Source organism: Microbacterium sp. H83 (assembly GCF_001650405.1).
Classification (GTDB): domain Bacteria; phylum Actinomycetota; class Actinomycetes; order Actinomycetales; family Microbacteriaceae; genus Microbacterium.
Genome location: NZ_LWCU01000005.1, coordinates 78,863 through 93,462, shown reverse-complemented (window position 1 = coordinate 93,462; position 14,600 = coordinate 78,863). Strand labels below are relative to the sequence as shown.

Annotated in this window: 13 protein-coding genes and 1 pseudogene; 8 read left to right on the top strand and 6 right to left on the bottom strand. The window is 70.4% G+C overall.

The window, feature by feature from the left end; genetic code table 11:
• The 4 genes and pseudogenes from A4X16_RS18005 to A4X16_RS03520 form a co-directional block, all read left to right on the top strand.
• A pseudogene (locus tag A4X16_RS18005) lies at positions 1-578 on the top strand (hypothetical protein); the annotation flags it as partial.
• Between the two features lie 75 nt (positions 579-653).
• Positions 654-2,984, top strand: a complete 2,331-nt coding sequence (gene purL, locus A4X16_RS03525; protein ID WP_067116411.1) for a phosphoribosylformylglycinamidine synthase subunit PurL — start codon at positions 654-656, stop codon at positions 2,982-2,984.
• Positions 2,985-3,018: 34 nt separating this feature from the next.
• A complete protein-coding gene (locus A4X16_RS18000; RefSeq protein WP_197491762.1) occupies positions 3,019-3,165 on the top strand; it encodes a hypothetical protein in 147 nt (48 codons plus the stop codon).
• Positions 3,166-3,671: 506 nt separating this feature from the next.
• Positions 3,672-4,379: a DUF2786 domain-containing protein gene (locus A4X16_RS03520; protein WP_067116409.1), complete on the top strand. Its 708-nt coding sequence runs from the start codon at positions 3,672-3,674 to the stop codon at positions 4,377-4,379.
• A 39-nt stretch (positions 4,380-4,418) separates the two neighbouring features.
• Here the strand turns inward: A4X16_RS03520 and A4X16_RS03515 are convergent, their stop codons facing one another.
• Positions 4,419-4,964, bottom strand: coding sequence for a TetR/AcrR family transcriptional regulator (locus A4X16_RS03515; protein ID WP_231880258.1), 546 nt, complete (start codon positions 4,962-4,964; stop codon positions 4,419-4,421).
• Between the two features lie 96 nt (positions 4,965-5,060).
• Here A4X16_RS03515 and A4X16_RS03510 point away from each other — a divergent pair, with 96 nt between their 5' ends.
• A complete protein-coding gene (locus A4X16_RS03510; RefSeq protein ID WP_067116403.1) occupies positions 5,061-7,601 on the top strand; it encodes an MMPL family transporter in 2,541 nt (846 codons plus the stop codon).
• Positions 7,602-7,916: 315 nt separating this feature from the next.
• On the opposite strand, the gene A4X16_RS03505 is transcribed toward A4X16_RS03510, so the two are convergent.
• Genes A4X16_RS03505 through phnD form a run of 5 tightly spaced genes read right to left on the bottom strand, consistent with a single transcriptional unit; the run spans position 7,917 to position 11,997 of the window.
• Positions 7,917-8,549, bottom strand: a complete 633-nt coding sequence (locus tag A4X16_RS03505; RefSeq protein ID WP_231880257.1) for a TetR/AcrR family transcriptional regulator — start codon at positions 8,547-8,549, stop codon at positions 7,917-7,919.
• Entirely contained in the window at positions 8,546-9,313 is a 768-nt protein-coding gene (locus A4X16_RS03500; RefSeq protein WP_067116396.1) for a tyrosine-protein phosphatase, read from the bottom strand. Before A4X16_RS03500 ends, A4X16_RS03505 begins: the two co-directional genes overlap by 4 nt.
• Complete coding sequence (gene phnE, locus A4X16_RS03495; protein ID WP_067116393.1) at positions 9,310-10,146, bottom strand: phosphonate ABC transporter, permease protein PhnE; 837 nt, start codon at positions 10,144-10,146, stop codon at positions 9,310-9,312. Before phnE ends, A4X16_RS03500 begins: the two co-directional genes overlap by 4 nt.
• Positions 10,133-11,092, bottom strand: a complete 960-nt coding sequence (locus A4X16_RS03490) for a phosphonate ABC transporter ATP-binding protein (RefSeq protein ID WP_231880256.1) — start codon at positions 11,090-11,092, stop codon at positions 10,133-10,135. Before A4X16_RS03490 ends, phnE begins: the two co-directional genes overlap by 14 nt.
• Positions 11,089-11,997 (bottom strand): phosphate/phosphite/phosphonate ABC transporter substrate-binding protein, encoded by a 909-nt coding sequence (gene phnD, locus A4X16_RS03485; protein ID WP_067116462.1) that lies wholly within the window; start codon positions 11,995-11,997, stop codon positions 11,089-11,091. The genes A4X16_RS03490 and phnD overlap by 4 nt, the downstream gene beginning before the upstream one ends.
• A 365-nt stretch (positions 11,998-12,362) precedes the next feature.
• Here phnD and A4X16_RS03480 point away from each other — a divergent pair, with 365 nt between their 5' ends.
• The 3 genes from A4X16_RS03480 to A4X16_RS03470 all read left to right on the top strand — a co-directional run bounded on the left by A4X16_RS03480 (position 12,363) and on the right by A4X16_RS03470 (position 14,595).
• Complete coding sequence (locus tag A4X16_RS03480) at positions 12,363-12,713, top strand: TraR/DksA family transcriptional regulator (protein ID WP_067116391.1); 351 nt, start codon at positions 12,363-12,365, stop codon at positions 12,711-12,713.
• A gap of 188 nt (positions 12,714-12,901) precedes the next feature.
• Entirely contained in the window at positions 12,902-13,753 is an 852-nt protein-coding gene (locus A4X16_RS03475; RefSeq protein WP_067116387.1) for a hypothetical protein, read from the top strand.
• Positions 13,750-14,595: an SMP-30/gluconolactonase/LRE family protein gene (locus A4X16_RS03470; protein ID WP_067116383.1), complete on the top strand. Its 846-nt coding sequence runs from the start codon at positions 13,750-13,752 to the stop codon at positions 14,593-14,595. The genes A4X16_RS03475 and A4X16_RS03470 overlap by 4 nt, the downstream gene beginning before the upstream one ends.
• Positions 14,596-14,600 lie beyond the last annotated feature (5 nt).

The following is a 14,600-nucleotide window of genomic DNA, read 5'->3' as shown; positions in this document are numbered from 1 at the left end:
TCCCCGCGGTTCCCACCCCCGCCGCACCGGCGCGCTCCGGCGCCGGTGCCGCTGCGGCCGTTCCGGCGCAGCCCTTCCCCGCAATGGCGGCATCCGCTCGCACGGACGCGACCGCGGTCCTCGCGTCCACGACAGCGCCGCACCGAGGGCGCCGGGGACGACTCGCCGCCACGGTGGCGGCCCTCGTCGGCGTGACCGCCGTCGGTGTCGCGGCGACCGGAATGGCTTTCGCCGGCGGCTCGGGCGTCGAGGCGACGAAGGCGGCGTCCTCCGTGGTGGCACGCAGCACGGTCGTCGCTCCGACGGACACCGACGGCGTCGTGACCGATGTGGCCGGCACCGATCCGGTCGCTCCCGTCGAGCCCGTGCTCGAACCGGCGGTCGACCAGCAGCCGAACGACACGGGGGATCCCGCGAACTCCGGGAACTCCGGGAACTCCCGAAACTCCGGGAACTCCGGGAAGCCGGACAAGGCCGAGAGCCCGGGGAACTCGGGCAACTCGGGCAACTCCGGAATCTCAGGGAACTCCGAGAACTCGGGCAACTCGGGCAACTCCGGCAAGGGCGACAAGGGCTGAGCCGCCCGGCCGGAGGCCCCGGCATCCCCCGGTAGACTGGACGACGCCCCGCCGGCCCCTTCCCTAGGAGTGCGCGTGACCACCGCCCCTGCACCTGCCCACAAGCACGTCCCCGACTCCGTCGAGAACGCGATCGCGACTCCGGAGAAGGAGCAGCCCTACGCGGCGCTGGGCCTCAAGGACGACGAGTACGCCCGCATCAAGGAGATCCTGGGCCGTCGCCCCACCTCCGGCGAGCTGGCCATGTACTCGGTCATGTGGTCGGAGCACTGCTCGTACAAGTCGTCGAAGAACTACCTGCGCCGCTTCGGCCAGAAGGTCTCCGACGAGATGAAGGAACGCCTCATGGTCGGCATGGGCCAGAACGCGGGCGTCATCGACGTCGGCGAGGGCTGGGCCGTCACCTTCAAGGCCGAGTCGCACAACCACCCGTCGTTCATCGAGCCGTTCCAGGGCGCGGCCACCGGTGTCGGCGGCATCGTCCGCGACATCATCTCGATGGGCGCCCGCCCGGTCGCGGTCATGGACGCGCTGCGCTTCGGCGCGATCGACCACCCCGACACCGCCCGCGTCGTGCACGGCGTGACCAGCGGCATCAGCTTCTACGGCAATTGCCTCGGCCTGCCGAACATCGGCGGCGAGACGGTCTTCGACTCCGTCTACCAGGCCAACCCGCTCGTCAACGCGCTCGCGGTCGGCGTGCTCCGTCACGAGGACCTCAAGCTCGCCAACGCCACGGGCGTCGGCAACAAGGTCGTGCTGTTCGGCGCCCGCACCGGCGGCGACGGCATCGGCGGCGCCAGCATCCTGGCATCCGATACCTTCGCCGACGGCGGACCCACGAAGCGCCCCGCCGTCCAGGTCGGTGACCCGTTCGCCGAGAAGGTGCTCATCGAGTGCTGTCTCGAGCTGTACCGCGACGAGCTCGTCGAGGCCATCCAGGACCTCGGCGCCGCCGGCATCTCCTGCGCCACCTCCGAGCTCGCGGCCAACGGCAACAGCGGCATGAAGGTCTCGCTCGACAACGTGCTGCTGCGCGACCCGTCGCTCACGGCCGAGGAGATCCTCATGTCGGAGTCGCAGGAGCGCATGATGGCGATCGTCGCCCCCGAGAAGCTCGACGCCTTCCTTGCGGTCGTCGAGAAGTGGGACGTCGAGACCTCCGTGCTCGGCGAGGTCACGGGCGACGGACGCCTCATCATCGACTGGCAGGGCGAGCGCATCGTCGACGTCGACCCCTCGACCGTCGCCGTCGACGGCCCGGTCTACGACCGCCCGGTCGCGTACCCGACGTGGATCGACGCACTCCAGGCGGATGCCGCGGAGAACCTGCCGCGCTCGAACGACCCCGAGGTGCTGCGCGAGCAGTTCCTGAACCTCGTCGCGAGCCCGAACCTCGCCGACACCCGCTGGATCACCAACCAGTACGACTACTACGTGCTCGGCAACACCGCCCTCGCCTTCCCCGACGACGCCGGCATGATCCGCGTCGACGAGGAGTCGGGCCTCGGGTTCGCGATCTCGACCGACGCCAACGGCCGCTACTGCCAGCTCGACCCGTACGCGGGCGCGCAGCTGGCCCTTGCCGAGGCGTACCGCAACGTCGCCGTCACCGGCGCCGTGCCCACCGCGATCACCGACTGCCTGAACTTCGGCTCCCCCGAGAACCCCGAGGTCATGTGGCAGTTCGGGCAGACCGTCGACGGCCTCGCGGACGGATGCTACGAGCTCGGCACCCCGGTCACCGGCGGCAACGTCTCGTTCTACAACCAGACCGGCGACGTGCCGATCCACCCGACCCCGCTCGTCGGCGTGCTCGGCATCATCGACGACGTCTCGCGGCGCATCCCCTCGGGGTGGCAGGACGAGGGTCAGAACATCTACCTGCTCGGCACGACCTCGACCGAGCTCTCCGGCTCCGCGTGGGCCGAGACCGTGCACCAGCACCTCGGCGGACTGCCGCCGAAGGTCGACCTTGCCGGCGAGAAGCGCCTCGCGGGTCTGCTGGCGGCGGCCCGTGACGAGTGGCTGATCTCGTCGGCGCACGATGTGTCGGAGGGCGGCCTCGCGCAGGCCCTGGCCGAGGGCGTCTCGCGCTTCGGCGTCGGCGCGCGCGTATGGCTGAACGAGATCATCGAGCGCGACGGCGTGGATGCCGCATCCGCCCTGTTCTCCGAGTCGACCGGTCGCGTCATCGTCACCGTGCCCCGCGAGGACGACGTCAAGTTCCGCGGACTCTGCGAGGGACGGAACTACCCCGTCGCCCGCATCGGCGTGACCGATTCGCAGGGCGCGACCCTCGAGGTGCAGGACGTCTTCACGGTCTCGATCGACGAGATCCGCGAGCGCTCGCAGGCAACCCTTCCCGCCGCCTTCGGCCCGACCGTCGCGGAGCCGGTGGCCTGACCGGTCGCCGATCGAGCGAAGCGAGGCGAGAGCGATGAGCGAACTGAGCCGGCCCGACGACGACTACGGCGACCTCGGCGAGAAGCGCAATCGGCGCCTCCGCATCGTCGCCTGGACGGTGATCGTCGCGCTGATCCTCGGTGGCGGCGGCGCGACCGTCATCACGCTGCTGCTCGGCTGAGGTCTCGGGCACGGCCCTTCCGGGCACAGTCCTTCCGGGCACGGTCCTTCCGGGCACGGTCCTTCCGGGCACGGTCCTTCCGGGCACGTCCTTCCGGGCACGGTCCTTCCGGGCACGGCCTTCCGGGCACGGTCCTTCCGGGCACGGTCCTTCCGGGCACGTCCTTCCGGGCACGGTCCTTCCGGGCACGGTCCTTCCGGGCACGGCCTTCCGGGCACAACTTCGGATGCGGGAGGCGACGCGCCGGCCATCGTCGGCAACCGTCGGCGCGCCGTGCTCCCGGCTCCGAAGCTGTGCCCGGGGGGCCCGGAGCGGATGCCCGGCTCCGAAGCCGTGCCCGGCGATGGGCCCGGCGAGGGGGCCGGGGCGGATGCCCGGCTCGCACGTGCCACTTCTCCTGCACAGCATCCGGTGCAATCGGATCCATCCCCCGCCCCCGTACGAGCCGCTCGGAATGTAGGTGACCCGGCGAAGGATCACGGCATCACAGATCCAAGGGGGATGCCATGACCGAAGCCAAACTCGACCTGATCGCCAAGCTGCTGGCGAAAGCCGAGAGCACGACGCCCGAAGAGGCCGAGGCGCTGTCCGAGCACGCCGAGCGTCTGATGCTGAAGTACGGGATCGAGCAGGCCCAGATCGATGAACGACGAGGGCGTCTCGGCCAGGGTCAGGAGCAGATCGTGAACGAGCGGATGCTGTTCACCGGCGTCTACGCGAAGGACCTGCGGGAGATCGGCATCGGCGTCGCCACGGCGTTCGGCGTCGTCCGGCCGCTTCTCGCCGAGCATCCTCCGATCGCCGCGCTGCATCTGATCGGCCACGAGTCCGACGTGCGGCAGGTGCAGACGCTGACCGCCAGCCTGCAGGTGCAGGCGATGGTGGCGATGCGGGACTGGTGGGTCGAGCACCGCGCCCTCTTCGTCGGCCATCGCGAGAGTGTGAGACGGCGAGCGCGCAGCGGGTTCCTCCGCGGCTTCGCGGTCGGCGTCATGAGTCGCATCGAAGAGAGCCGCCGCACCGTGGTGGAGGAGAGCGGCAGCGGCACCGAGCTGGTCCTCGTGTCACGCAGGCGCCGCGTCGACGACGCCGTGAACGAGATCGGCACGGTGCGAGGTCGGGCACGGCGGGGCGCCGATCCGGGGGCGTTCGCCCACGGACACCGGTCGGGCCGAGAGGCGCGAACCGGCGGCACGGCAGTGGCGCGGCGATGAGCGGCGCGACGGCATCCGTGCCGACCGACGAGTCGGGCGTCAGCGCCGGAACAGGAACCGAGTCAGGCCGACGATGGACTCGGGGTCGTGGTGCTCGCGCCCCAGCGACTCCACGATGATCGCGCCGAGGATCGAGCGACCGAGCTGGTCGACGGGGGCGTCGTCCGGCAGCTGTCCGTCGCGGATGCCGCCGCGCAGACGCGCCGTCAGGTACTTCTCCACGCCCAGGCTCTCGCCGAGATGCGCGCCGACCCCGGCATCCTCGGTCGCGGCCGCGACGAGCGAGCGCAGCAGGACGCCGCCCTCGGGAGCGTCGAGGATCGACAGCACGCTGCGCAGCCAGCTCTCGACGTCGGCCGCGAGGTCTCCGGTGTCGGGGACGTCGAAGTCGACGGGGATGAGCCGGCCCTCGGCCAGGCACTCGCCGATCAGCGCTCCGCGCGACGGCCACCACCGGTAGATGGTCTGCTTGCCTACGCCCGCCTCTTTGGCAATGCCCTCGATCGTGAGCCGGTCATAGCCTTGATTGTGGAAGAGGCGAGCGGTCGCATCGAGGATCGCCTCGCGCGCGGCGGTGCTCCGCACGGGCCCGCTCCGATGCTCATTCACCACCTGTTCAGGATAACCACAGATCCCTAGACGATACGCACCGTATGATCTATCCGTCTGAAGGAGATTCTCTTGGCTTCACTGCTGTACCGTCTGGGTTCCTTGGCCGCGCGCAGGGCGTGGACGGTGATCGTGTCCTGGGTCGTCATCCTCGGCCTCGGCGTCGCCGCCTTCCTCACCCTCGGGGGCACGCTGAGCAACAGCTTCGACATCCCCGGTACTGCGTCGGGTGCGGTCACCGACCAGCTGGCCGAGAAGCTCCCCGACACCGCCGGCGGCACCGGGACGGTGGTCTATCGGACGACCGACGGCTCAGCCTTCACCGACGAGCAGAAGGCAGAGATCTCGGCGCTCGCGTCCAGCGCTGAGGACCTCGACGGCGTGGCCTCGGTGGTCGACCCGTTCGACGCGCAGCAGCAGCAGGACGACCAGGCGCAGCAGCTGGCCGACGGCGAGCAGCAGCTCGACGCGGGACGGACGCAGCTGGATGCCGGGCAGGCGCAGCTCGACGCCGGCAGGGCGCAGCTGGATGCCGGTCTCGATCAGCTGACCGCCGCCCGCGCGCAGGCCGAGTCCGCCGGAGTCGGGTCGGCGCAGCTGGCCGCGCTGGACGCGCAGCTGGCCGGTCTCAACGCCCAGCTCGCCCAGCTCGACGCCCAGCAGACGACCATCGACGAGGGCCGGGACGAGCTCGACGCGAACTCCGAGCAGATCGAGCTCGGGTCGACGCTGCTCGGTCTCGCCGACGGCATCGGCGTCGTGTCTGAAGACGGGTCGACGGCGATCGTCAACGTCTCGTTCGAGGACCCGCGGCTCGAGCTGTCCGAAGAGGTCAAGCAGGGCACGATCGATCACTTCGCCTCCTCTCCGATCGACGGCGTCGACGTCGACTTCGGCACCGACATCGCGCAGGGCGTCCCCGAGATCTTCGGCGTCGGAGAGGCGATCGGTCTCGCCTTCGCCGCGGTCGTCCTCATCGTGATGCTGGGCTCGCTGATCGGCGCGGCGCTGCCCATCGTGACCGCCGTCGTGGGCGTCGGAGTCGGTGTGACCGCCTCCCTGGCCTTCTCGGGCGTCGTCGACATGGCATCCGTCACCCCCGTGCTGGGTGTCATGCTCGGCCTCGCCGTCGGCATCGACTACTCGCTCTTCATCGTGAACCGCCACCGCAAGCAGCTGCTCAACGGCGTTCCGGTGCGCGAATCCATCGGCCTCGCCACCGGCACCTCGGGCACCGCCGTCGTGTTCGCCGGAACCACGGTCATCGTCGCGCTGCTCGCGCTGAATGTCACCGGCGTGCCGTTCCTCGGACTCATGGGAACCGTCGGCGCGGTCTGCGTCGCGGTCGCCGTGCTCGTCGCGATCACGCTCGCGCCGGCCGTGCTCGGACTCGTCGGCACGCGCCTGCTCAACCGAAAGGCGCGCGCGACGGTCGGGCAGCCGCATGCCGCGGGCAAGCCCGTGCGGCAGATGTCGACGATCCGTGCGATCGCGACCGTCCTGATCAGCGTCGTCGGCCTCCTCGCGATCGCCATCCCCGCGATGTCGATGCGCCTGGGCCTGCCCGACGGTGCGAGCGAGCCGTCCGACTCGACCAGCTACCGGGCCTTCCACGCCGTCGACGACCAGTTCGGCGAGGGTGCGAACGGACCGCTTCTCGTCACCGCGACACTCGACGACGCGGTCAGCGACGACGATCTGCTGGCCACCCAGGTCGAGATCGCGCAGACCATCGCCGATCAGGACGACGTGGTCGCGGTCGCGCCGATCGCCGCATCCGACGACAACACCCTGCTCGCCTTCCAGGTGCTCCCCGCCGAGGGTCCGAACAGCGCGTCGACCGAGAAGCTGGTGCAGGACATCCGCGCGCTGCCACAGCTCGACGGCGGCGTCACGCTCGGCGTCGCCGGGCAGGCGGCGATCAACATCGACATCTCCGAGGCCCTGGCAGACGTCCTGCCGCTGTACCTCGTGGTCGTGGTCGGACTGTCGCTGCTCATCATGATCGTGGTGTTCCGCTCGCTGCTCGTGCCGATCATCGCCACCGGCGGGTTCGTGCTCTCGCTGTTCGCGACCTACGGCCTCATCGTCGCGGTGTTCCAGTTCGGCTGGGGCGCCGAGATCATCGGGCTGCACAGCACGGGTCCCATCCTGAGCTTCCTGCCCGTGATCCTCGTCGGCATCCTGTTCGGCCTCGCGATGGACTACCAGCTGTTCCTCGCCTCCGGCATGCGCGAGGCCTACGTGCACGGATCGTCGGCGCGGGACGCCGTCGCGCAGGGCTTCCGCGCCGGCCGCTCGGTCGTCATCGCGGCAGCGCTCATCATGGTGTCGGTCTTCGGCGGGTTCATCTTCTCGGAGTCGACGATCATCCGATCGATCGGCTTCGGCCTCGCCTTCGGCGTGCTGCTCGACGCCTTCGTCGTGCGGATGCTGCTCATGCCGGCGCTCATGCACCTGCTCGGCCGCTCGGCCTGGTGGCTGCCGAAGTGGCTCGACCGCATCCTGCCGAACGTCGACATGGAGGGCGCCGCGCTCGAGCGCGACCACCCCGGAGTGCGGACGGACACCATCACGGTCGTGCCGCGCGAGAAGCACCACGACACGCACTGACAGGTCGGGCGTCGGAGCTCCCGCGGAGGAGAACATCCCCGAGGAGAGCGCCCGCGAAAGAGAGCGCCTGCGAAGGAGAACTCCCGGAATGAAGGAGGGAATCCCGGATTCCCTCCTTCGTTCGCCGTGATCTCCTTCATTCCGGACGGTCCGATCGACGAGAAGTCGCGTCGCGCATGCCGGAATCCCGCACGCCCGACGAAGTCCCCAGTGCATGCCGAAATCACCCATGCATGCCGAGGCGGGGGTTCTCGGCATGCACGGGTGCCCCGGGCATGCACCAGCGCACACCCGAGGCGCGGGAGGGGGATGACCTCAGGCCAGCATCCCGCGCCAGATCACGTCCACTGCCGCGCGCAGCCGCGCGGCGACCGCCGGGTCGTCCATCCGGTCGCCTCGCACGACGATCTGGTAGTACGCGGTTCCGGCGATCGCGTCGAAGCACGCCTCGGCGTCGAGGTCGGCGCGCAGCTCACCCCGCGCGATTCCGGTGCGCAGCGCATTCACCAGCGGCACACGCCGACGGGAGACGTGCGACTGCCAGTACGCCTTCTGCAGGGCGCGATCCGACATCACCAGACGGATGCGCTGCCGGAACCGCTCCTCCGAGTACCCGGATGCTGCGACCGAGACCGTCGCTCCGCCGTCGCCGAGTCCGAAGCCGTCGATCAGCGCCTCGCGCAGGTCGACTCCGTCGGGGTAGTCGGGCGGCACCGTGCGGCCGACATCCAGCGCGGCCGCGATCAGCGTCGTGAGAGACGGCCAGCGGCGGTACAGCGCCGCCCGACTCACGCCGCTCCGCGCGACGACGCCGCTCACCGTGACGTCCTGCCCCGCGTCGATGATCGCGAGGGCGGCATCGATGATCTGCCCGTCCATGTCCTCATCACGCGGACGGCCGGGGCGGCGGCGTGCCACCGCCCCGGCATCCTGTTCCACGACCGTCACGCGCCCAGCGCCCTCTCGCGCAGCCGCGCGATCGTCGCATCCGAGAGTCCTGCGGCCCGCAGCGGCGCGAGCGCGTCGCCGTGCTGTGCGCGGAGCGTGTCGAGCAATGAGCGCATCGACACCTCCATCGAGCCCTCGAGCAGCGAGGAGGTGGCCGACATCGCCGCAGCGTCGAAGCCGAGCGCCTTCCACATCGCGCCCATCACCGGAGCGGTGCGCTCCATGATCGCCACCATGTTGTCGCCCGTGCGGGCGTAGTCGGCGACGATGTCGTCATCCGCCGCTCCGAGTGCGAGCAGCAGCATCGCCGCGAGAACGCCCGTGCGATCACGGCCGGCCGCGCAGTGGAACGCCGCAGCGCCCGGGGTGTGCGCGATCACGTTCAGCGCCGTCACGAGCTGGGGCGCCGCGACCTCGACCATGCGCAGGTACATCCGCCCCATGGCGTCGTGGCTGAGCTCAGGTGCATCGCGATCCATCGACTCCCCGACATCTGCGATGAGAGGCAGGTGGTGGTACGAGATCGGGTACTCGCCGAGCGGTCCGCGTCCGGTGACCGAGACCTCCAGCGGCGAGCGCAGGTCGATGACGGCGGTGAGTCCGGCCGCGACGAGCTCCGACGCCACCTCCGCCGTGACGTACGCGAGGTCGTCGGTGCGGATCGCCACCCCCTCGCGCACCACACCGCCGTCGATCGGGATGCCGCCCAGGTCCCGCAGGTTGACGGGTGCGCTGAGGACGAGTTCGGGGTCGGCGATGGTCATGTGATTCTCCTTCGGATGAGGGCGCTGCCCTGGTCGATCAGCGTGACGAGCACGATGATGCAGATGATGATGGCGCTGAGGTGGCCGTAGTCGTACATGCGCATGGCGGTGGTCAGCTCCAGGCCGATGCCGCCGGCGCCGACGAGGCCGAGGATGGTCGCGCCGCGCACGTTCCCCTCGAACAGCAGCAGCGTGTACGAGGTGAGCAGGGGCGCGGCTTGCGGGAGGATGCCGTACTGGATGACCTGACGCTTCGAGGCGCCGACGGCCTCCATGGCGACGACCGGTCCCCTGTCGACCTGCTCCATGGCCTCGGCGAAGATCTTGCCGATCGAGCCGATCGACCCGAGGGTCATCGCCAGGATGCCGGCGAACGGGCCGAGTCCGACGGCCGAGACGAACATGAGCGCGAACACGAGATCGGGCACAGAGCGGATGATGTTCATCACCCACCTGGTCGGGTAGTACAGCCACTTCGGCGCGATGTTCGACGAGGCCCCGAATGCGACGAGCAGCGACAGCACGGCGCCGAGCACGGTGCCGACGACGGCCATCTGGAACGTCTCGAGCAGCAGCGCGAGAATCGTGCCGATCTTCGAGAAGTCCGGCGGGAAGAGTCGCGACAGGAACTCGCCCATGTTGACCGCGCCGTCGCCGAGCTTGATGAAGTCGAAGCCCGCGCCGTTGAACGACCACAGCAGGATGAGCGCGGCGATCGGCAGGCCGATCAGGAACCGGGTGCGGGGGATGCGGAAGGCGCGCTCCAGGAGCGACCTCTCGGTGGGGTCGAGCGCCGGGCGGGTGGCGGTCGGCCGCGGATCAGTGAGCGTCATCGTCGTGCTCCTCGTCGTCGTACAGCGGGGCGAGGGCTGCGGCATCCAGCTGCGCAGTGGCGCCGGCGACCAGCATCCGTCCGTGCCGCAGGCCGATGATGCGGTCGCTGTGTGCGAGCGCGAGAGGCAGCACGTGCAGGCTCACCAACACCGGAATGCCGTCCTGCGTCGCGATCTCGCGCAGCAGTTCGAGCACGGAGTCGGCGAGCTTCGGGTCGAGCGATGCGACCGGCTCGTCGGCGAGGATGACCTTGGGCTGCTGCATGAGCGCGCGGGCGATCGCGACGCGCTGCTGCTGTCCACCCGAGAGCGACCGCGCGGGCTCGTTCGCCTTGTGGGCGATGCCGACGCGGTCGAGCAGCTCGAGGGCACGCCGACGGTGCGCGCTCGAGAATCCGCCGACCAGGTTGATCGGCCCTGCCCCGTGCAGGACGCCGGTCAGCACATTGGTAAGCACGCTCAGCCGCGGGATGAGGTTGAACTGCTGGAAGACCTGACCGACATCCGACCGCAGGGTGCGCAGCTCGCCGCGCGCGAGGTTCGTGACATCGTGCCCCGCGACCCGCACCGAGCCCGACGAGATCGGCGCGAACCCGGTGAGGCTGCGCATGAGCGTCGACTTGCCCGAGCCCGATGCGCCCAGCAGGGCGACCATCTCACCGGGGAACAGGTCGAGGTCGACGCCGTCGAGCACGGTCGTCGTGTCGTACGCGACGCTGAGGTCGCGCACGGTCACGAGCGGGAGCGCCTGGCGGAGTTCGGCCGTGGAGATGCGGGCCGACGAGTCCGCTGCGGGGAGGCCCGCGCCGTCGGAAGTCGGGACGACGAGGTGCGACTCGACCCGCCGCGTGGCATCCGATGCGGCTCCGTCCGCCGCAGGGCCGTCGGGGGCGGACGCCGGGGCGGATGCTGCGGCATCCGCCCCGGCCAGTGCGGCGTTCGTCACTTGAGGTCCTTGAGCTCGACGCCCGCGACCGCGGCGATCTCGGCGAACGAGGCGAACGACTCGCTCGTCGGGTCGACGGTCTGCTCGGATGCCGCGAACGCACCGTACGCTCCGAGACGCTCGGCGTTCTCAGGGGAGAAGACTTCGGCGATGCCGTCCTGGATGAGCGTGCGCGTCTCGTCGTCGAGCGACTGGCGTCCGAGCACGGCGCCCTGGATGTCCATGGCCGGGCTCTCGCCCACCGCGCGCCACTCGCCGTCGGCGAACGGGAACATCGGTGCACCCAGCTCGGTGAGCATGACGGCGGTGCATGCGGCATCCACCTGGCCCTGCTCGAGCGCGGCGAAGCTGCCCTCGTGTCCGCCGGCGAAGATCGCCTCGTAGTCGGTGCCCTGCTCCAGCCCCGCTTCGTGCAGCATGTACACCGGCATGAAGTAGCCGGAGCTCGACGCCTGGTCGGCGAACGCGACGGTCTTGCCCTCGAGGTCCTCGACCTCCTGGATCGGCGAGTCGTTCAGCACGACGCACGTTGAGACGGGCTTGCCGTCGCCCTGGAACGCGACGAGCGCGTCGACCTCGCCGGTGTTGACGGCCAGCGCCGACGGGAAGCCGCTCATGATGCCGATGTCGACGTGATCGGCGCGGATCGCCTCGACGACGCTGAGGTAGTCGGGCACGTCGGTGATCTCGACGTCGCGCCCGGTGGCCTCTTCGAGCAGTTCGGCGAACACCTCGATCGGGTTCTCGGCGGTGGGGTCCTCGCCGACGGGGATCGTGGCGATCGTGAGGGGGGCGTCGGGGTCGGCGGGTGCCGCCTCGGCTTCGGCAGACGGGCTCTGGCAGCCGGTGAGGGCGAGGGCGGCGAGGCCGAGGAGGCCGACGGCGGGCAGGGTGAAGCGGCGCATGATGACCTTTCGGGAGGAGGCGTTCCGGAATTCCGAGAACACGGGTATTCCAATTCGTGAAGATGTCGGGGAATTACGAGACCGCCGTACTCGAAACGGAACGCTGGATGAACGGACGGTGACGGCGCACGGCCGATCGGATGCCGGCGCATGCCCGAATCGCTCGTGCATGCCCATATCCGCGCTTCGGACCTGCACTCGTAATTCGGGCATGCACACCGCGAGCCCGACCGGGTGTCCGCGACCCCGGGCATACAGGCCAAGAGCCCGACCGGGTGTCCGCAGTCCGGGCATGCACACCGCGAGCCCGACCGGGTGTCCGCGACCCGGGCATACACACCGCGAGCCTGGCCTAGAGTGTGCGGATGACGTCGGACTCCCGGGCACTCCTCGAGCGGCTGCGCGCGGAGGCGCAGACCCGGGTCGAGACGACGGCTGCCACCCTCGCCGAGCTCATGCACGACCGCGAGGGGTCGAACGACGACGACGAGCACGACCCCGAGGGCGTCACCCTCTCGTCGGAATGGTCACGGCTGACGGGTTTGGCCGATGCGGCGGCATCCGAGCTCCGTCAGGTCGATGACGCGATCGAGAGACTGGATGCCGGCACCTACGGCATCTGTGCGCGCTGCGGACGGCCGATCCCTGCGGAGCGCCTCGAGGTACGCCCGTTCGCGACGCACTGCGTCGCCTGCGCGGAGAAGCTCGGCCGCTGACCCGCAGTCTCCCGGGCCCGCGGCACCCTGTCCCCCACGATCTCTCCGCGGGCACAGCTTCGGACCCCGCGCGCGACGCGCCGGGCCGGACGCCGCCAGCCCGGGTGTCGCCCCTGCAGATCCGACGCCGTGCGCGTGCCCGATGTCGTCGACTGCGTCGACCGGCCCGCAAGTAGGCTGATCACATCATGGACGAGTTCATCCAGGGCTTCTGGGCCTTCGCCGGCAACTACTGGTGGCTGGTCTTCCCGATCATGGGAATCGCCGGCGGCGCGGCCAAGTCCTGGGAGCGCGCGGCCAAGCGCCGCCACGAACGGCGACTCGAGACTCTGCGCGTCAAGGCCGAGATCAAGACCGCCCAGCTCGAGGCCCGCGGTCACGCAAAGCGCGTGGGACCGGCGATCGTCGACACCACGGCATCCGTCGCCCCGAACACCCTGCTCGAGCGCCTCTTCGCCGAGCACGACGAGATCACCGCCCGCTGGCTCGACTACGAGCTCGACGTCGCGAAGCTCATCGCGTTCCCCGCGATGAGCGACGGCCGGCAGCCGCTGGTCGCCGCCTTCCTGCGGGCGAAAAGGACCGCGGATGCTCTGCGTCCGACCACCGCCGACGGCGCGGTCACCGAGCAGCAGGTGTCGGAGTACCTCGACGCGGTCGGCGCGTATGCGGTCGCGTTCGAGATCGCCGAGAAGGATGCCCGGCGGCTGCGCGACTCGACCTTCACCGAGCCCGAGCGCAAGCGCCTCGACCGCGCGCAGCAGCTTCTCAAGGTCGCGGTCGACGAATCGGCGACGCAGGCCGAGCGCAACATCGCGTACAAGCGGGTGCGCGACGAGCTCGACGGGCTGATCCTGCTGAGCGACGAGGCCGTGCAGGTGCTCGAGAAGCAGGTCGCCCGCGAGCTGCCGGCGTCGACCGGAGCCGCCTCCACGACGACCGGGGCAGCTCCGGATGCCGCATCGGCGCCGGCCGCGTCGGACACCCCACCCGCCCCCGAACCCGAGCGGATGCCGCTGCGGAAGGACGAGACCCTGTGACTCCCGAAAACCTCACCGGCCCGATCTGCGTGCACGCCGAAGCTCCGGTGTGGTCGCCGTCCTGGGGCGGCATCCGCTGGGTCGACGGCGAGGCCGCCGATCTCGTGACGCTGCGCGACGACGGCATCCACCGCCTGCACCTCGACGACGAGTACGCCGCGTTCTTCCGCCCTCGCGCGACGGGCGGGTTCGTCGCCTTCGGCGCACGCAGCCTTCATCTCTCGGACACCGCCGACGGTCCGGCGCGCATCGCCGCGACCTTCGATCTCGGCTCCGCGCGGTTCAACGACGGCACCGTCGACACGCACGGCCGACTGCTGGCCGGCTCGATGGCGCTCGGCGATGCGGGTGCGGTCGGACGCGTCCTCCGGATCGGCGCCGACCTCGCATCCACCGATGTGCTGTCCCGCGTCGAGGTGTCGAACGGCATCGGCTTCGCCCCCGGCGGGTCCCGTGCCTACTACGTCGACACCGCGACCGGACGCGTGGACGTGTTCGACGTCGCCGACGGCGACCTCCGCGGCCGACGCACCTTCGTGTCGATCCCCGAGGAGCAGGGCAAGCCCGACGGCCTCACCGTCGCGGCGGACGGCTCGGTCTGGGTCGCGCTGTGGGGCGGCGGGGCCGTGCACGGCTATGCGGCCGACGGCTCGCAGATCGCGCGCATCGAGCTGCCCGTGCCGCAGGTGAGCGCCTGCACGTTCGGCGGCGACGACCTCGAGACCCTGTACATCACCACCTCGGCGCAGGGACTCGACCCTGACCACGGCACCGAAGCGGGGTCGCTGTTCGCGGTGCGTCCCGGCGTGCGTGGCCTTCCCGTCGTCCCGTTCGCCGGCTGAGCGGG